We start from the raw sequence: 16,599 nt of genomic DNA on the forward strand, positions 1-16,599 counted from the left end.
TCAGCCCTTCCTATCGAGGGGACGCCCCAGCAGCCGCGCGAACTCGGCCTCGATCTCCTCCACTGAGAATGGATTCTGTGCGGCGGGAGGGGCGCGACGCGGGGCCAGCGGCTCCTTGCTCGCCGGTTCCCGAGCGGCTGGGAGAGGAGGTGGTGGTGCCGGCAAGAATACTCCCGGTTCGCTCTTTTCCTGACCGTCGGGAGCAGACTCACTCGGAACGGGCTCGTCCCGGCTCGGCTTCACCGTCGATGGATCGGCCTTGGGAGGCACCGCGGCCTGCGGCGGTTCGGCGTCTGCGGGCTCGGCCATGGCGGCCGCAATCGGATCCACGGGCCGATCAGGGGCGGATTTCTCTGTCGTCATCGGATCGAGAACCGGCTCAGGCCTCGGCGCAGGCTTGGGTTCCGCCAGCGGCGTGGGTGCCTTCGGCGGCACGGCCTGCGGCGACGGAGAAATTGCGGCGGATGGCCGGCGAAGAGCCTCCTCGAGCTGCCTTGCCATGTCGGACAGGATCGCCGCGTCCACCGGACGGGAACTCGTCGGCCGCGCAAGCGGCGGCGGAACGGCGGGAACCTGCTCGACCATCGGGGCTGGTTTCGCCGTGGGTTGTGGACGCACCGGCGGCTCGGTGCGCGCAGGCTCGGTCACCGGTGGCGCGACCGGGGTCGGGGGGGCTTCAAAGACCTCATTGGCATTCGGCGTTGCCGCGGAGGACACCGGTTCATCGGCCGCATCCGAGCGTGTCTCCGTGGGGCGCTGACGGTCGGGGGCTTCGGCCTTGAGGTTCGCGAGCGGCGGTGGATTCCGACGGGCCGCCTTTGCGGCGATGATGTCGGCTTTGCTGGGCTTCGGAGCGGTCTTCGGCTCTTCGGGATCTTCGCGGCGCGGCCTGGGCATTGCCGCCAGTTCCGGCGCCGCTGCCGGTGAATTCGGCTCGCTGTAGGCCTGAGCTTTCGAGACTTGAGATTGGGGTGTCGGCGGCTGCAGATCCGGCACTTGAAAGACCGGCGCCTGGAACACCGGAGGCTCGGTCGGCCGCGCGGGCTCGAAGGCCGACTCCTCCTGAAGCGGATCGACCTTGGCCACTTCGTCGACAGGGAGGCGGGCGCCGGCGCCGCGATGGATGTTGCGTTCTACGATGACGTCGTTGGGGCCACCGACGAGAAGCAGATGCTCGACATTGTCCCGGCGCAGCAGGATCAGTTGCCGCTGCCTGTCGAGTTCGTAGATATCGACGATACCGAGGCGGGGCTGTCGTCCGCGGGGGCCGGATTTGGCCAACGCCATGCCCCTTCCCGAGAATCGCCGGAAGACCAGCACGATCGCGGCCAGCACGGCGAAGATGACGGCGAAGATGATCAGGAACTGGAGCGGAAACGAGCCGTCCGAATTAAAGAACGCTGACAAGATCGGGCTCTTTCGGGTTTCTGGCCGAGGCCATACGCACAGGTTGTCCTGATATCACGCTTGGGGCGGTCACAGGCAATAACGTTAAGATTTCGTTTACGGTAACTCGTTGATTTGGTTAACGCACGTTCCCCTGCTCGCTGAAATTGCAGGAATGCCGTTGCCCACAGAAAAAGCCCGGCACGCGATAACCGCGGTAGGGCCAAGAGCAACCGGGACCGCCAGCGACCAGTGTTATTTGACGTGTATGACCGAGCTTATAGAAATGCTTGGTCACCCAAGAAGCGAGCGATCGCACGAGCTCAAGCAGCTGAGCGGCAACACGCCAGTGATCGCGTGCTTGGCGAGCATATTGTTAAGGTCGCTGGAATTATTGTACCCATCTAGCCAGTCGTCGATGACCGGTGAGGCGTTCATCTGAAACAAAAAGCCCGCCGCGGCATGAGCCGGGCGGGCGAAGTCCGTTCAGGGGAGGAACACGAGGTCATGCCCAGGAGGCCGTACTAGTTCCGACTTGGTGCGATCCTGTACAGAGGAGAAATCAGCTCAGAGAGGTCTGTAGGTCGATCGCGCACCCCGCTACCGGCAAGCCGCCGCCTCACGGAACTCGTCCAGCCCCACAGTGACGTGTCGGCCGTTTTCGACGATGCCGGGATGTGCCGCCCGCCTAGAACATGGGAGTGCCCCCTGTCACCGGCACCAACGCGCCGGACATGTAGCTGCCCTCGCGCGAAGCCAGAAGGACATAGGCCGGCGCGAGCTCGGCAGGCTGACCCGCTCGGCCAAGGAGGGTGTCCTCTCCGAGCTTCTCGATCTGCTCCGGGCTTTTCACGATGGGTTGGATGGGTGTCCAGATCGGGCCCGGCGCCACGCAATTCACCCGAATACCCTTGGGGGCGAGCAAGTTCGACAAGCCAATGGTGAGGCTCGCGATGGCGCCCTTTGTCGCTGCGTAGATCAGCATCGTCTTATCGGCGATCTTGGCCTGCTGACTGGTCGAATTGACGATCGCGGAGCCGGGTTTCATGTGAGGTACCGCCGCTTGGCAGAGGAAGTACATGGCGAACACATTGGCTCTGAACGACCCTTCGAGATCCTCCGACGTCACGTCGTCGAGCTCTTCGTTGAGCGTCTGCGCAGCTGCGTTGTTCACCAGGATGTCGATGCCACCCAGCGCTTCGACGGTGCGAGCGACGAGTTCACGGCAATGCGCCTCGTCGCGTAGATCGCCCGGCAGCAACAGAGCACGCCGGTCGGCCTTCTCGATCCACCGAGCGGTCTCCTCCGCATCGGACTGCTCAACCGACAGGTAGGAGATTGCGACATCCGCTCCTTCGCGGGCATAGGCGATCGCCACCGCGCGACCGATTCCGCTGTCGCCACCCGTGATCAAGGCGACCTTGCCGATCAACAACCCCTTGCCGACATAGCTCTCCTCACCATGGTCCGGCACGGGCGTCATCTTCGAGGTCAAGCCAGGTCGTTCCTGCTGCTGGTCGCCGGGGAAAGGCGGGCGGGGGCCGGCTGTGCGTGGGTCTGAGGTCATCGTCTGTCCTTCCGAGGGCCTCGGCTAACGTGACAGAAGGCCGTTCGTAGCTGCGGCAGAATGGTGCTGGAATGTGCAACCTCTACAGCCTCATCACCTCGCAGGCAGATATCCGTGAGGCATTCGGCGTTGCGGAGGATCGCGCCGGAAACCTCCCGAGGATGCCGGGCATCTTCCCCGACCAGATGGCGCCCATCGTGCGGATCGAGGATGGCAGGCAGGCCCTCGAGATGTTTCGATGGGGCATCCCAGGTCCGAAGCAGTACGGCGAGCATCCGGTCACAAACGTCCGGAATGTGAAGAGCCCGCATTGGCGGCCCTGGCTCAAGCCGGAATACCGCTGTCTCGTCCCCGTCTCTTCCTTCAGCGAGTACGCCGACACCAAGCCGAAGAAGACGCCCACGTGGTTCGCCCTCAATGACGACCGTCCGCTCTTCGCCTTCGCCGGCATCTGGCGTCCCTGGACCGGCGTGCGCGGTACCAAGGCCGAGAACCCGGACCGCGAGGAGGCCAAGCACCGGCTGTTCTCGTTTCTCACGACAGAGGCCAATGGGATCGTCGGCCCGGTTCACCCGAAGGCCATGCCGGTCCTGTTGACGACATCGGAGGAGTGGCGGACGTGGCTCGAGGCGCCGACCGAGATCGCCCTCGAGCTACAGCGCCCGCTGCCCGACACCATGATGAAGGTTGTGGCGGCCGGAGCCCGGCGCGATCCGGCAGAATGACTATCGCGCGCCGGTCGTCTCGGTGCTGAAAACAGATCCGTCGCGATATGAATCTAAACGAGCCTGCACATTGCATGCACAGGTTGAGATGTGAGAGACAGCCGGAGCGAGCCGACCTATTTGTGGGGGAACTTGGCTAGGAACGCGTCCTCGGGCCTTGCGTCGTGAGCCTATTGACCGCCGATTCTGCGGCAAGACCTATCAGAGCGCCTGTCAACACATCTGCGGGGAAATGCGCCCCGCGTAGAACTTGAGCTGCGACAACCCCGGCAGCGGTGACATACGCGGCACCCTTGACCTCAGGATAGACTCGAGCGGCGGCACAAGCGACCGCAGTACTCAGGGCGGAATGGCCCGAGGGGAAGGATTGCCATGGTCCGTTGCCGGTTCCGGGCCACCCTCGCGCGTAAATCCCCTCATCCATGAGGACGTTTGGGCGCGTTCGATGCACCGTCCTTTTCAAGCTCGTTTTCACGACGCTCGCCAAGATACCGGCCTGGAGCATGTGTCGGCCTGCCTGTGCGAGGCGGCGATCGCGCTTCACCATGCCCAAGGCCAAAGCACCAGCCGACAGAGCGAGCAGCGACTTCCAACTCCCGATTTCGCTCGCTAGCCCTAGCGCTCGAACGGCCGGATGATCCTTGGCGCCTGCGAGCGTCAGCCCCGCCGTGACGTCTCCAGCCTCGAAACGATCGGCGATAGCCGTTGCCCTGGAATGAGACTGTCGAAGGGGCGATCGCGCAAGCATGGCCTTAAACGCCCGCCATCGGGAATCGTTCGCCGCTGCCTTGATGGACAGAAGCTCCTACACCGCTTCGGACTGATTGGATGGCGCCGTTGGGCAGTCACCTGTGATGCATCGGGCATAGCGCCTCCGCCCCACGCCCCCTATTCCGTCCGGCCCATCACAACTGCCGGGCCCCATGTCTGCATCACCCGCCTTCAAGATCGAACCAGGCAGCCCCCAATCGTGGCGTGAAGCCTTCCTCAGCATGAAGCCTAATGTGGTCCCTTGCCCTGGGCTGACGGTACAGAATTGGCAGGGCGTCCATGCCGCGGCCCTGAACTTCCTCGACAAGTACGCCGACGAGGCTGGCCGTCTCGGCTGGACGACGCTGGGCTTGTTCGGCGTGCACCCCGAACTCGGCGTGATCCGCTCCGATTTCTGCGGAGCCCTCGTTCTGAGTAGCGATCTCGTGTCGAAGGTCGAGCCGGACTTCATCCGTTTCGAGCGGACGCGATACTTCCGGGCTGTGCCGGGGCGACCGCACGGTGCCGTGCCGATCTGGGCGGTGAAGCGTTAGACGCACCGGATGACCGTTCGAGCCACGAGTCCGTTGTCGAGATATCTGCCTCGTCTCGCGTGCTGCAAACGCACGGTGCTGCGGCACTCGTACCGGGTTTGCGTGGCGAACCTAGCGAGGGTGCGTGACGTTGTGGGGTTATGACAAATGCGCCTCACACCCCGACCTCGGACAAGATCGCGGATGCGAACCGCCGGGAAATCGCGATTGAGCATCTGCTGTTTGGCACGATTCGGTTCGTCGCCCAGCGCCATCCGGACTTACTGGACGAACTCGGCCGCAGCGTGGACCATCTATGGGACAAGGCTCATGACGACACCCGAGATGATGAGGCTGTGCGCGAGATAGCGAGGCGTTTCATCAACAGCCTTCGTGCTTCGGATTAGGCCGAGGGGTTAAGGCCCGCGGGTTTCCTCGATCAGTTGTTGAAGCCTAAGGTTCGAGTAAGCCGGCTCAGCCCTGCGGGTGGCTTGAGGGAATGGGACCGCGATGGCGTTTAAAGCGAAATCAGCCTCGGAGACGAAGGCCGCCGATCTGGCGCTGGCCCTCGCTCGGATTGCCGACCGCGAAGGAGCGCCGGTGAGCATCGGCGTCGAGCAATTGCGACGCGGCAACCCCCGACTGACACCCCTGGCGATCGGCCAGATGTACCGGAAGCACCGCGATATCCTCGAAGCGGGTTTGGCTGAGCGCGGGTACGTTCTGGTCGATTATACCGACCAGGGTCCCGGGCGGGGGATGGAATTCGAGGTCGGGGCTGCCTGATCCGTTGAGCGATGAGCGAACTGCCCCGCGTGGCCGGAGCCATGCGGGGCAGGGTTCGCAACACGCAGAGGGTCAAGCGAGATCGTTCTGCCCCTCGGGATCATCAGACAGCCGCTCAGCCGGATCGACGGTTTCCTGGGTATGGCTGCCTTCGATCTTCGAGGTTTTCGTGATGACCTGATCCATTGGTACGTTCAGCGGATCCTGAGCGTCCGGCGCAGCCGTTGGGCCTGCCTCATCGGTTTGGGGCGTTTTCTTCTCGGTCATGGTGTCCTCGCTGGCGTCTTCAACGAGACCAACGACTGGGCGAGACGGATGTTCGAGCAGGATCCTGTCTCACGTCATCTGTGCGAGCGCGCATATATTAACGGTGAAGCTCGAACTGCCTGGATGGGCAGGACTTGGGGGCCAAGAGCAATGGTGCCGACACAATCGCGATATGTCGTAAGGCCCCTCAAGGGAATCGCGGGGCTCGTACTCTTATGGCTGAGCTATCAGATATGGTTTGGGCTGATCCCGTACCTACCGCGTGATAGCGCGTTGGGCTGGAGCGCAGCGACCGCACTTGGCGCGCTAGGGATCCGTTGGATATTCCGCTGCTTCAAATCCAATTCGGAAATCGAAAGGCCGGCTGTAGCATCAGCTTAGCGTATTCACGGGCGTGTCTCGTCAGGCTACGGGCTTTCATTCTCACGTGGCCTTGCGGAGGAGATGTATCAAGTAAGAAGGCCAAAAATCTATCGCATCTTGTCCGAAAGATGGGATCTTACGGGGGGGCCGTCGCCTCGTTCGACAAGGCAAAATTTCGATCCGCCTTACTCCGCACTTCCATAACCGGATGAGGCGTTCCACCGACATGCATCTGACTATGCAACTTAGGAACTCTTAGGGTAATGGCAATTGTGCTTGTATGATATACTGACGTATTATATATCATAATACCAGAAAAATTTTATCATTATACAATATTTATATAGTATGACGACTTTTCTTTCGCGATTTTCTTTTGTCGTCATTGAGTTTTAGAAGCACTATCTCTGCATTTTTAATTACATCTTGTTTAGGTGAACTCATCATTGTTTCTTTTTCAATAATACGCTCCATTCTGGCGATTTCAGTTTCTATTCTTCGCAGCTTTCGACCCGGCCACGCAGACAACACAACGTCGGAAATCTTATTTATAAGGCGTCCGGCTGATTTTTTCATTGGATCTTGAATTATACAACTTGAGATTTCTTTCCATCTAGCCTTGTATGGGCAACTATGCGTTTGTACAAGGCTGAAATAGAATTATCGTGCCGAATACACCGAACCGTCTGATTGATGACCAAGTTGGACAAGCTGTGAAAACAGGCAGCGGGAAACTCGGAAGGGGCACTAAGCAATGAGCCCGTATGTCGCGGTTATCATGGCCTCGACCGCCATCGGCTACTTTGGCCTGCTGATCTTAGCGCTTCTCTACGATCTGCCATTCCTGCTTGCGATGCTGGCGCTCCTGGCCGTCTATGGATTCACGCCTCGTCGCTGGTTCGATTGAAAACCAGAATCCGCCGTGGTGTGAACCGGGCTGGTGAAGGGTGACTGGTCCTCATGCCGCATTCATCGAGTTGGCGTATAGGTTCCTTGGAGCGACGGCTTGGGCTCATCGAAATGCCCAGCCTAAGGTTGGATTTGGAGGAAAACGATGACGTTCAAAATGCTCTCTGCGATTGCAATCGTGGCCAGCGCCATTGGCTTCGGCAGTGCCGCACAGGCAGCCCCATTCGCCGCTGCACCGGCTGCGGGCGCGTTGGAGGACGGTCTTGTGACCAAGGCGGCGGGATATTGCGGCCTCGGCTATTACCCTGACCGCTTCACCGGGCGCTGCCGCGGCAACGGCTCCATCAATCACGGCCCGCGCCGCTTCTATGGCCCTGGCTATGCGAGGCCTTACGCCCGCCCCTACTACCGGCCCTACGGTCGCCCGGTTTATCGCGGCTACTGATCAGCAGACACCGCTGCGCCAAGACGCGTTAAGGAAACCCCGCTCCGGTTTTCACCGGGCGGGGCAATGTCGCGCTCTCGGGACGACCGAACGTTGCGATGCGCAGCGTCGGGTCCAGTAGGCTTTAAGGGCGCGCTGAACATGTGCGTCGTGTCTGTGCATTCGGTTCTCGATTGCTCGCTCTCACACGATTGCGGTCAGTAACTCGCTGTCAGGCCCCCGCTGGTCACGGATGACCCGGACGGTCTTTGCGATCCGGTTAGTGACCTCGGTCTGCCGGGGGCGAGGCCACGAAACTCCTTCATCACGTCGACTGCCGCGCGCGCAGCACCTGCAGGAACGGCGGCACGTCGGCCACCGTTACGGGAGCCGGCGGCGGTCAGTGTTCCCTTTCGCCTCGCGCTCCCGTCACCATTCATCCAATGAGCAGCGTCGTATTCCCGCTAAGGAACACGCATGACCTCTCGGCCGGCCATGGCGTCCTTCAAAAGTCCAGCCGGCCCATCACCCGGCGACCTGTTCTAACGTGTCGGGAGCCGCACCCATTCGGCTCTTGCGCCAGACGCCGTCAGGACGGCAAGGTAGACCGGCAGCGTCGCGAACTGTGTGGGCGTATCAAAGAGCGGGATCTTGAACCGACCGTCGCAACTTACCTTCGGCCTGCTGCTCACCGGGCTGGCGGGCTACATCGATGCCATCGGGTTCATTCAGCTCACCGGGCTCTACACATCGTTCATGAGTGGCAACACCACACAGATGGGGGTGTCGATCTCTCACGGTGCGGTGGACGGCATCGTAAAACCGGCAGTCCTGATCGCCACGTTCCTGCTCGGGTCGACCATTGCCAGCGGCCTGTCGATCGTCACGCCCGCGCCTTGGAAGACGACGATCGTTTTGACCTACGAGGCCATCCTGGTCTTCGGGGCGTTCGCCCTCGGGCTGCAACTGCCTGATTTAGGTCTGGTGTCGTTCTTCCTGGCTCTCGCCATGGGCGCACAGAACGCGGTTCTCGGCTCGGTGCAGGGCTTCCGAGCGGGAACGACGTTCATCACTGGGGCGCTGTTCAGCCTGGGTCAAAAGATCGCCGCTGCCTTCACGAAGACGGGACCGCCGCTGGGCTGGATTGGTGATGCCGCAGTTTGGTTGGCCCTGCTGATCGGAGCCATTGGCGGTGCCGCCGTCTACAGCGCGATCGGTATCTTCGCCTTGATCTTCCCGGCGGGATTGACGGCCTGCCTCGCGGCTCTGGCCGCGCTCTTCGCAAGGACGCATCGGGTTCGAGCCTGAAGGACGGCTGAGAGAGGCCGAAGGTCAATCTGATTGCCGACCCATCACTGTCCGACACCGTACGCGGAACCAGCCGGGGGTATTGCAGGATTGATCCTCAAAGAAGGAGCACGCGATGTGGATCTTGCAATGGGGCGACAGCACCAACCGAGCCGGCGGGCAATGGAACCACGAGGAGCATGAAAGCTCCGAGAAGGCCCTGGCAGCCGCCAAAACGAAACTTCAAATGGGTTTATTCGCGCATGCCATTCATTCTCCCGCAGGGGTGCAATGGATGACGGGAGACGAGATAACCAACGCGGTCGAGCAGGATGAAGCCGTACCGACCCCCTGATCAGCGTCCGGCTGTCGCGTCCTCGCAACTGTCAGCGTGAAAGTGATCCGTCATGTCCAAGGCGAGACGACTTACCCCAGCAATATGGGTGGTGACTACGACTGCTTCACTCGCACAATCCGTAGACCAACCACATACCGAAGCGGGTCGGACCCAACCGGCCCCCAGCCCAGCGGGCAGCCATTACCCGGATATGGGATGGCTATGGTTTAGCATCCCGATTCTGCTGATTATGGCTGCCATTTATTTCATTGCGAAATGGCGCTCTTCGTCCTCGCCTGAACGGAGAGACTAAATCTGTTGATCAGCGAATACACTATGCCCAGCCGAAACAAGAACCCTAAGGGCGCAAACGAAATCCAGCCAGCCTGTTAATCAGTAAAAATGTAAATTTATATTATCAGCCTCCGTCTGGCCATCTGGCATAATCCGCTCCGCAGAGGCGGGGGATGTCCGATGGTCCTGGTAAAGCTCAGCCATGTGCTGAAGGAGGAGCGAAAACAGACCCGTCATCGTTTTACGAACGGCACATCAGGCCGTATCGAAGCTATCTGCTAACTCGGTTTGATTGGGCGGCGCGTGCGGGAGCCGATATCCCGGTCAGCCTTTGGTCAGGCATTCTTCCTTAAGACTTCGTTAACACAAAATTTCCGCCCCGAACGCCGGTCGCGTCCAGGAATGTTCTTAACCGAACATTAACCATGGAGGCGGCAGATTTTGCCCAGCGCTCCGGGAGATTCCGGCGGCGCCGAGGGGCTTCGAGCACCGTGTCCGTCACCGACCTTCCCATCCTGTCCATGCTCCGCACCCGGATGCAATGGCACCAGACGCGCCAGAAGCTGCTCTCGGAGAACGTCGCCAACGCCGACATGCCGGGCTTCAAACCGCGTGATCTCGCGAGCCCGCGCTTCGGCAACGGAGCCGGCGACCTCGCTCAGCCGGCAGGCTCCATGGGCGGCAACTCGGGCCTCGCGGTCACCAGCCCGGCCCACATCGCCCTGAACGGCGGTCCCGAAGGACCGGGTGCCGATCCCCGCCGGTTCAATGGCTTCGAGATCAGGCCGAGCGGGAACGGAGTGAACCTGGAGGAGGAGATGATGAAGGCGGGTGACAACCAGGCCGAATATCAATTCGCCGCGACGATGTACCAGAAGAGCCTCGACAAACTGAAGATCGCCATCGGCAAGCGCTGATCGTCCCGCCCTCTGAGCTTGCGGAGAACCTGCCGTGGACTTCCTCAAATCCCTGACCATCGCCGCATCCGGTCTCAAGGCCCAGTCGGGCCGGATGCGGATCATCGCCGAAAACATCGCCAATGCGGATTCGGCCCCGAGCGCGGTCGGCGCCGAACCCTACCGGCGCAAGATCCCGACCTTCACCCAGCACATCGACCGGGAGACCGGCGCGTCGATGCTGGAGGCCGGGCGGGTCAGGCGCGATCCCTCTCCGTTCCGCACCAAATACGATCCCGGCAATCCCAGCGCCGATGCGCGCGGTGAAGTGCGGATGCCCAACGTCAACGGGCTGATCGAGAACATGGACATGCGCGAGGCACAGCGCTCCTACGAGGCCAATCTGAACATGGTCACCGCGACCCGCAAGATGATCAACGCCACCCTCGCCATCCTCAAGGCCTGACGCTCCTCTCCCTCCGAAAGTCCGCCGCCATGCCGACCAACGCCTTCGCCGCAGGAGCCTACGCCGCCGTCCAGAATATCGGCGGCATGAAGGGCGGCGCGCCCAAGATCGCCCCGACTTCTGCAGCGGATGGCGGCTTCACGTCGCTTCTTTCCTCGGCCCTGGACAAGATCGGCGAGAGCGGCGCCAAGGCCGATGCGCAAACCCTGGCGGTAGCGGGCGGCAAGGCCAACGTCGTCGATGTGGTGACCGCCGTGGCGGAGAGCGAGACGGCACTCCAGACCCTGGTCGCCGTCCGGGACCGCGTGATCTCCGCCTATGAGGAAATCATGCGGATGCAGATCTAGTCGCCACCGCTTTTCTTTGCCTTCCTGCCCGCCTCCTCATCCTGAAGTGCCCGCGTCAGCGGGCCTCGAAGGAGCCCTCCAGAGCCCGGCGAGCGAACTGGAGCCCTCCTTCCAGGCCTCCGCTCCGGCACCTCAGGATGAGGGCGCAGACGAGATGCCGGCCGACATCGCCGCCGCCCCGAAACAATCCGCGAGCTCACTTCCATGACCGGCCTTGCCATCCTCGACGTCTCCCGGGACGGGATCTTCGTCTTTCTCAAGGTCGCAGGACCGCTGATGATCGTCGCCTTGGTCGTCGGTCTCGTGGTCTCGCTGCTCCAGGCGCTGACGCAGATCCAGGAACAGACGCTCATCTACGTGCCCAAGATCGTCGCGGTCTTCGCAGCGCTTCTCTTCATGCTGCCCTTCATGGGCGATGCACTTGCCGGCTACATGACCCGCATCGCCGCCCGCATCGTATCCGGCGGATGACGCGCCGGGCCGGGCGCTGCTATGCAGGATCATGAACCTGCTCCTGCCCGGCATCGCGGCGGCCTACCTGCTCACCTTCGCGCGCATCGGCACGCTGATGATGCTGCTGCCGGGGCTCGGCGAACAATCCGTCTCGCCGCGCATCCGCCTCGCCTTCGCATTGCTGGTCTCGCTGATCCTGTTCCCGATGGTGCGCCCGCTCCTGCCGATGCAGGGCGCCACCCTCGCGGCCCCCGGATTGATCTCGCTTCTTATCGGCGAATTGCTGATCGGGCTCGTCCTCGGCCTCACCGTCCGCATGGTGCTGGCCGCATTGCAGACCACGGGCGTCATCGTCTCGCAGCAATTGGGCCTGTCCTACGCGATGACCGTGGACCCGACGCAGGGCGGCCAACAGGCGGCGCTCGGCAATTTCCTGATGATGCTCGGCATCACCCTCATCCTCGCCACGGATCTGCACCACGTGGCTCTCGACGCCATCGGGCGAAGTTACGTGATGCTGCCGCCCGGCGGCGTGCTGGCCATGGGGGAGGCGGCCCAGCTCGCCCTTCGGGCGATGGCGCGGGGCTTCCTCTTGGCGGTCCAGATCTCGGCGCCGTTCATCGCGTTCGGCATCCTGTTCAATGTCGGGCTCGGTGTGCTCTCGCGCCTGATGCCGCAGATGCAGGTCTTCTTCATCGCCGTGCCGGCCTCCGTCCTCATCGGCATGCTGATCCTGTTCGGCAGCCTCGGCATCATGATGGGTGTCTTCCTCGACGACATCGGCCGCTATCTCGGCGAGTTGACCGGGCGGTGACGGCAGTGTCGAAAGGACCTGTGAGACAGCGGACAGGGGAGCGCTGAGCCATGTCCGACGACAGCGATCAGGAAGACAAGACAGAAGAGCCGACTCAGCGGCGCATCGAGAAAGCGATCGAGCAGGGCAACGTCGCCAACAGCATCGAGGTCAACACCTTCTTCATCCTGTCCGCCTTCATGATGGCGCTGCTGCTGGCATCGGGAACGATCGCCAAGGACCTGCTCGTCAGCTTGCGCGCCTTTCTGATGAACGCGCATCAGGTCCCCTCCGACCCCACCGCCTATACCGAGATGGGGATGCGGATGCTGCTGATCTGCGGCCAGGCGCTCATGATTCCCGTCAGCCTCGTGGTCATTGCAGGCCTCGCCGGCGGTTTGGTCCAGCACCCCCTGGTCTTCTCCACCGATGCCCTGATGCCGAAATTCGATCGCATCTCACCGATGGCCGGCGTCAAACGCATCTTCGGCGTGGAGGCCATGGTCCAGTTCATCAAGGGCTTGGCCAAGCTGATGCTGGTGGGGGTCGTCGCCAGCACCATCCTGTGGAACGAGCGCGATCGGCTCGAGGTCTTCGCCCGGCTCGACCCCGCGGCGATGCTGCCTGCCATCCTGGGCATCGCCCTCAAGCTTCTCGGCGGTATGCTCGCCATGTTCGTGGTCATCGCCATGGGCGACGCCTTCTATCAGCGCTTCCGCTGGCGCTCGAAGCTGCGCATGACCAAGGAGGAGATGAAACAGGAGCACAAGGAGAGCGAGGGCAATCCGGAAGTGAAGGGCCGGATGAGGCAGATCCGCGCGTCGCGGGGCAACAAGCGCATGATGGCCGACGTCCCGACCGCCACGGTCATCGTCACCAACCCCACCCACTACGCCGTCGCCCTGCGCTACGAAGCCGGGATGGCGGCTCCGATCTGCGTTGCCAAAGGCGTCGATTCCCTGGCGCTGCGCATCCGGGCCGTGGCCAAGGAGCACGATGTTCCCATCATGGAGAACCCGCCGCTGGCCCGGGCGCTCCATGCCACGGTGGAGATCGATTCCGAGATTCCGGCCGAACATTACCGCGCGGTGGCCGAGGTGATCGGCTTCGTCATGCGGCTGAAGCGCCGCGCGGCGTGAAAACGCCACGCTTTATGCACCTTTTTTGACGAGACTGGTCCGTGACGTCCTGAGGATACCCTTGCTGCCGACGCGGCCCGGGCGCTAACCGGGATCGGTCGAGGGTGGAATGGCGCCGAAATGGCTGAGGTGAGCGGACCAACGAAACCGGTGTCGAGCGCCATCGACCGGTCGGAGAGGCCTGGGCGGGTCGGACTGCTCCTCGTTCTCGCCGGACTTCTCGTGGGCGCGGCGGTAGGCTTGTCCTTCGTCGCGAACGAACAGGCGCAGCCGCTGATCCTCGGACTCCTCGCGCTGCTGGCCATGGCGGGCGTGTTCTGCCTGTTCGCCCTGGCGATCGGCGCACTCCAGCTCTCGGGACAGACCGGGCGCGACGACATCACCAAGGCTATCGTCGACGCGTCGCCCGAAGGCGCCATCGTGGTGGAGGATGGCGGTCGGCTGATCTACGCCAACGAAGCCTATCTCCGTATTTCGGGCGGGGAGACCTTCTCCAACCTGAGGCCGGTGGAGCGCGTCTTCGTCGGCTCGCCCGACGTGTCGGAGGCGGTCTACCGCCTCGCCCAGGCAGCCCATGACGGGCGCGGCCACGTGGAGGAAATCCGCATGGCGCCCCCGCCTCAGGGCGAGACCGAGCGCGCCTTCGCCTGGTTCCGCATCGCCGTGCGCGCGGTGGAGAGGCCGAGACTCCCGGCGACCCTGTGGACGGTCACCGACATTACGCACGAGCGCGAGCGCCAGGAGAACGTCTTCCAGGAGCTTCAGCACGCGATCGATTATCTGGACCATGCGCCGGCCGGCTTCCTGTCCATCGATCCGGCAGGCTCCATCGTCTACATGAACGCGACGTTGGCCTTCTGGCTCGGCTACGACCTGGCGACCGTGGGGTCCGGCGGCCTGCGCTTGCCCGATATCGCACCCAGCGCCGACGTGCTCACCGCCACCGAGGGATTGCCCGGCGAGGTTCGCACCGACCGGTTCGACCTCGACCTGCGGCGCCGCAACGGCCAGCCGTTGCCGACCCGGCTCTACCATCGCGTCGCCTTCGGCCAGGACGGCAAGCCGGGCCCGTCGCGCACCTTCGTGCTCAACCGCTCGGCCGGGGCCGAGAGCGACGAGCCGCAACGCGCCGCCGAGGTGCGGCTCGCCCGCTTCCTCAACAACAGCCCCATCGCCATCGCGACCCTCGACCGGACCGGGCGCATCGCCCGCGCCAACGCGTCCTTCGCCCGGTTGTTCGGCGGCACCCCACGCCAGGCCGTGCCGGATGGGCGTGGCGAGCTTGGGACCGAGCCGACGATGTGGGAAGCCCTGCTCGACCGCGACCGGGCCGTCCTCGAGGGTGCCCTGGTGAAGGCCGCCGACGGGACCGTGGAGGTACAACCGATCGAGGTGGCGCTGGCGGGGCCGGGAAACCGTTCCGCGCGAGTTTGGCTCAGCCCGGCCGGCGGCGACACCTCGGCGGCAGCGGATGCGGCCACGCCGGCCGACCGCGAGCGCGTGATCCTCTATGCCCTCGACACCACGGCGCAGCGCCAGCTCGAACAGCAGATCGCCCAGACCCAGAAGATGGACACGGTGGGCCAGCTCGCCGGCGGCATCGCGCACGACTTCAACAACGTCCTCCAGGCCATCATCGGCTATTCCGACCTTCTGCTGGCCAGCCACAGGCCGACCGATCCGGCCTTCCAGGACATCATGCAGATCAAGCAGAACGCCAACCGGGCCGCGAGCCTGGTGCGGCAGCTGCTGGCCTTCTCGCGGCGTCAGACCCTGCGCCCGGAAGTGATGAATGTCGGCGAAGCCCTGTCCGACCTGACGCTGCTGCTGAAGCGCCTGCTCGGCGAGCGTGTCGATCTCGACCTGAAGCACGGGCGCGACATCTGGCCGATCAAGGCCGACGTGAACCAGTTCGAGCAGGTCATCGTCAATCTCGCGGTCAATGCTCGCGACGCGATGCCGAATGGCGGCCAGCTGCTCATCCGCACCGCCAACATCCTCGAAGGCCGAGAGACCAACGAGCGCCAACCCGGCGCACCGGCGGGCGACCATGTCCTGATCGAGGTGCTCGATACCGGCGAGGGCATCCCGCCCGACGTGATGGAGAAGATCTTCGAGCCCTTCTTCACCACGAAGGATATCGGCAAGGGGACCGGCCTCGGCCTGTCCACTGTCTTCGGCATCATCAAGCAGAGCGGCGGCACCATCGACGTGCAATCGACCGTTGGCAGCGGCACCGCCTTCCGGATCTACCTGCCGCGTCACGAGCCTGCGGCCGAGCCCGTTCCGGAAATCGCCGTCGCCGTTGCCCCGCAGAGCAACGCGGAGATCGCCGCCAGCCGGCTCAGGGGAGCGCGTGACCTCGAAAAGCCCGGCAGTGGCGGACAATCTGCCCCGCGCAAACCCTCGCCCGATCATACCGGGCAGGGCGTGATCCTGCTGGTGGAGGACGAGGACCCGGTCCGTGCGGTCAACAGCCGGGCCCTGTCGGCACGGGGCTACACGGTGCTGGAAGCGGCCTCGGGCCTCGACGCCCTGGCCCTCATCAGCGATGTCGACCAAACCATCGACCTCGTCGTCTCCGACGTGGTGATGCCGGAGATGGACGGCCCGACGCTGCTACGCGAACTGCGCAAGCACCGTCCTGATCTGAAGGTCATCTTCGTCTCCGGCTATGCCGAGGACGCGTTCCGCAAGAACCTGCCCGACGGCGAGGATTTCAACTTCCTGCCCAAGCCCTTCAGCCTCAAGCAGCTCGTGGAAACGGTGAAGGAGACGATCGCCCGTTAGGGCGACGTTCTCCCGCCGAATGATGTGAAATCGGCACCCGGCACCTTGCAAAAAGAGAACAAAACAAGTACATCATTCGCATCCGAG

19 protein-coding genes are annotated in these 16,599 nt (G+C 63.0%); 15 read left to right on the forward strand and 4 right to left on the reverse strand.

The features are described from left to right. Window positions 1–1,407, reverse strand: coding sequence for a hypothetical protein (locus RQI43_RS09260; RefSeq protein ID WP_311274965.1), 1,407 nt, complete (start codon window positions 1,405–1,407; stop codon window positions 1–3). A 667-nt stretch (window positions 1,408–2,074) separates the two neighbouring features. Beyond that, a complete protein-coding gene (locus RQI43_RS09265; RefSeq protein ID WP_311274966.1) occupies window positions 2,075–2,953 on the reverse strand; it encodes an SDR family oxidoreductase in 879 nt (292 codons plus the stop codon). 71 nt (window positions 2,954–3,024) lie between these two features. Here RQI43_RS09265 and RQI43_RS09270 point away from each other — a divergent pair, with 71 nt between their 5' ends. Next, on the forward strand, window positions 3,025–3,678 hold the full coding sequence (locus RQI43_RS09270) for an SOS response-associated peptidase (RefSeq protein WP_311274967.1): 654 nt from the start codon (window positions 3,025–3,027) through the stop codon (window positions 3,676–3,678). A gap of 136 nt (window positions 3,679–3,814) precedes the next feature. Here RQI43_RS09270 and RQI43_RS09275 read toward each other — a convergent pair whose 3' ends face one another. Then, entirely contained in the window at window positions 3,815–4,426 is a 612-nt protein-coding gene (locus RQI43_RS09275) for a phosphatase PAP2 family protein (RefSeq protein WP_311274968.1), read from the reverse strand. Window positions 4,427–4,601: 175 nt separating this feature from the next. On the opposite strand from RQI43_RS09275, the gene RQI43_RS09280 reads away from it, so the two are divergent. The 3 genes from RQI43_RS09280 (at window position 4,602) to RQI43_RS09290 (ending at window position 5,747) form a co-directional block, all read left to right on the forward strand. Continuing rightward, complete coding sequence (locus tag RQI43_RS09280; protein WP_311274969.1) at window positions 4,602–4,982, forward strand: hypothetical protein; 381 nt, start codon at window positions 4,602–4,604, stop codon at window positions 4,980–4,982. Window positions 4,983–5,122: 140 nt separating this feature from the next. Next, the gene (locus RQI43_RS09285) at window positions 5,123–5,368 is read left to right on the forward strand and encodes a hypothetical protein (protein ID WP_311274970.1); all 246 of its coding nucleotides are present in this window, start codon (window positions 5,123–5,125) and stop codon (window positions 5,366–5,368) included. A gap of 103 nt (window positions 5,369–5,471) precedes the next feature. After that, window positions 5,472–5,747, forward strand: a complete 276-nt coding sequence (locus RQI43_RS09290) for a hypothetical protein (RefSeq protein WP_056432605.1) — start codon at window positions 5,472–5,474, stop codon at window positions 5,745–5,747. A 72-nt stretch (window positions 5,748–5,819) separates the two neighbouring features. On the opposite strand, the gene RQI43_RS09295 is transcribed toward RQI43_RS09290, so the two are convergent. Beyond that, window positions 5,820–6,014 carry a hypothetical protein gene (locus tag RQI43_RS09295; protein WP_156467913.1) on the reverse strand — a complete coding sequence of 65 codons (195 nt, stop codon included), beginning with the start codon at window positions 6,012–6,014 and terminating at the stop codon, window positions 5,820–5,822. 1,117 nt (window positions 6,015–7,131) lie between these two features. Here RQI43_RS09295 and RQI43_RS09300 point away from each other — a divergent pair. The 11 genes from RQI43_RS09300 (at window position 7,132) to cckA (ending at window position 16,512) form a co-directional block, all read left to right on the forward strand. After that, a complete protein-coding gene (locus RQI43_RS09300) occupies window positions 7,132–7,284 on the forward strand; it encodes a hypothetical protein (RefSeq protein WP_200919207.1) in 153 nt (50 codons plus the stop codon). 147 nt (window positions 7,285–7,431) lie between these two features. Next, the gene (locus tag RQI43_RS09305) at window positions 7,432–7,731 is read left to right on the forward strand and encodes a hypothetical protein (RefSeq protein WP_056432608.1); all 300 of its coding nucleotides are present in this window, start codon (window positions 7,432–7,434) and stop codon (window positions 7,729–7,731) included. Window positions 7,732–8,361: 630 nt separating this feature from the next. Continuing rightward, window positions 8,362–9,018 carry a YoaK family protein gene (locus RQI43_RS09310; protein WP_056432611.1) on the forward strand — a complete coding sequence of 219 codons (657 nt, stop codon included), beginning with the start codon at window positions 8,362–8,364 and terminating at the stop codon, window positions 9,016–9,018. Window positions 9,019–9,133: 115 nt separating this feature from the next. After that, the gene (locus RQI43_RS09315; protein ID WP_056432614.1) at window positions 9,134–9,352 is read left to right on the forward strand and encodes a hypothetical protein; all 219 of its coding nucleotides are present in this window, start codon (window positions 9,134–9,136) and stop codon (window positions 9,350–9,352) included. A gap of 767 nt (window positions 9,353–10,119) precedes the next feature. Further along, window positions 10,120–10,545, forward strand: coding sequence for a flagellar basal body rod protein FlgB (flgB, locus tag RQI43_RS09320; RefSeq protein ID WP_056432617.1), 426 nt, complete (start codon window positions 10,120–10,122; stop codon window positions 10,543–10,545). A gap of 34 nt (window positions 10,546–10,579) precedes the next feature. Beyond that, the gene (flgC, locus tag RQI43_RS09325) at window positions 10,580–10,990 is read left to right on the forward strand and encodes a flagellar basal body rod protein FlgC (protein WP_056432620.1); all 411 of its coding nucleotides are present in this window, start codon (window positions 10,580–10,582) and stop codon (window positions 10,988–10,990) included. A 29-nt stretch (window positions 10,991–11,019) separates the two neighbouring features. Then, window positions 11,020–11,337: a flagellar hook-basal body complex protein FliE gene (fliE, locus tag RQI43_RS09330; protein ID WP_056432623.1), complete on the forward strand. Its 318-nt coding sequence runs from the start codon at window positions 11,020–11,022 to the stop codon at window positions 11,335–11,337. Window positions 11,338–11,541: 204 nt separating this feature from the next. Then, a complete protein-coding gene (fliQ, locus tag RQI43_RS09335; RefSeq protein ID WP_027174271.1) occupies window positions 11,542–11,808 on the forward strand; it encodes a flagellar biosynthesis protein FliQ in 267 nt (88 codons plus the stop codon). Between the two features lie 31 nt (window positions 11,809–11,839). Further along, window positions 11,840–12,604: a flagellar biosynthetic protein FliR gene (fliR, locus tag RQI43_RS09340; RefSeq protein ID WP_056432627.1), complete on the forward strand. Its 765-nt coding sequence runs from the start codon at window positions 11,840–11,842 to the stop codon at window positions 12,602–12,604. 50 nt (window positions 12,605–12,654) lie between these two features. Then, entirely contained in the window at window positions 12,655–13,722 is a 1,068-nt protein-coding gene (gene flhB, locus RQI43_RS09345) for a flagellar biosynthesis protein FlhB (RefSeq protein ID WP_056432630.1), read from the forward strand. Window positions 13,723–13,842: 120 nt separating this feature from the next. Continuing rightward, window positions 13,843–16,512 carry a cell cycle histidine kinase CckA gene (cckA, locus tag RQI43_RS09350; RefSeq protein WP_311274971.1) on the forward strand — a complete coding sequence of 890 codons (2,670 nt, stop codon included), beginning with the start codon at window positions 13,843–13,845 and terminating at the stop codon, window positions 16,510–16,512. Window positions 16,513–16,599 lie beyond the last annotated feature (87 nt).

The organism is Methylobacterium sp. WCS2018Hpa-22 (genome assembly GCF_031843785.1).
In the GTDB taxonomy this organism is placed as follows: domain Bacteria; phylum Pseudomonadota; class Alphaproteobacteria; order Rhizobiales; family Beijerinckiaceae; genus Methylobacterium.

Excerpts from the sequence above, each read along its gene's own strand:
- RQI43_RS09265 (WP_311274966.1), bottom strand. The coding sequence starts at position 2,953 with ATGACCTCAGACCCACGCACAGCCGGCCCCCGCCCGCCTTTCCCCGGC.
- RQI43_RS09270 (WP_311274967.1), top strand. The coding sequence starts at position 3,025 with ATGTGCAACCTCTACAGCCTCATCACCTCGCAGGCAGATATCCGTGAG.
- RQI43_RS09275 (WP_311274968.1), bottom strand. The coding sequence starts at position 4,426 with ATGCTTGCGCGATCGCCCCTTCGACAGTCTCATTCCAGGGCAACGGCT.
- RQI43_RS09280 (WP_311274969.1), top strand. The coding sequence starts at position 4,602 with ATGTCTGCATCACCCGCCTTCAAGATCGAACCAGGCAGCCCCCAATCG.
- RQI43_RS09285 (WP_311274970.1), top strand. The coding sequence starts at position 5,123 with ATGACAAATGCGCCTCACACCCCGACCTCGGACAAGATCGCGGATGCG.
- RQI43_RS09290 (WP_056432605.1), top strand. The coding sequence starts at position 5,472 with ATGGCGTTTAAAGCGAAATCAGCCTCGGAGACGAAGGCCGCCGATCTG.
- RQI43_RS09295 (WP_156467913.1), bottom strand. The coding sequence starts at position 6,014 with ATGACCGAGAAGAAAACGCCCCAAACCGATGAGGCAGGCCCAACGGCT.
- RQI43_RS09300 (WP_200919207.1), top strand. The coding sequence starts at position 7,132 with ATGAGCCCGTATGTCGCGGTTATCATGGCCTCGACCGCCATCGGCTAC.
- RQI43_RS09305 (WP_056432608.1), top strand. The coding sequence starts at position 7,432 with ATGACGTTCAAAATGCTCTCTGCGATTGCAATCGTGGCCAGCGCCATT.
- RQI43_RS09315 (WP_056432614.1), top strand. The coding sequence starts at position 9,134 with ATGTGGATCTTGCAATGGGGCGACAGCACCAACCGAGCCGGCGGGCAA.
- fliE (WP_056432623.1), top strand. The coding sequence starts at position 11,020 with ATGCCGACCAACGCCTTCGCCGCAGGAGCCTACGCCGCCGTCCAGAAT.
- fliQ (WP_027174271.1), top strand. The coding sequence starts at position 11,542 with ATGACCGGCCTTGCCATCCTCGACGTCTCCCGGGACGGGATCTTCGTC.
- fliR (WP_056432627.1), top strand. The coding sequence starts at position 11,840 with ATGAACCTGCTCCTGCCCGGCATCGCGGCGGCCTACCTGCTCACCTTC.
- flhB (WP_056432630.1), top strand. The coding sequence starts at position 12,655 with ATGTCCGACGACAGCGATCAGGAAGACAAGACAGAAGAGCCGACTCAG.
- cckA (WP_311274971.1), top strand. The coding sequence starts at position 13,843 with ATGGCTGAGGTGAGCGGACCAACGAAACCGGTGTCGAGCGCCATCGAC.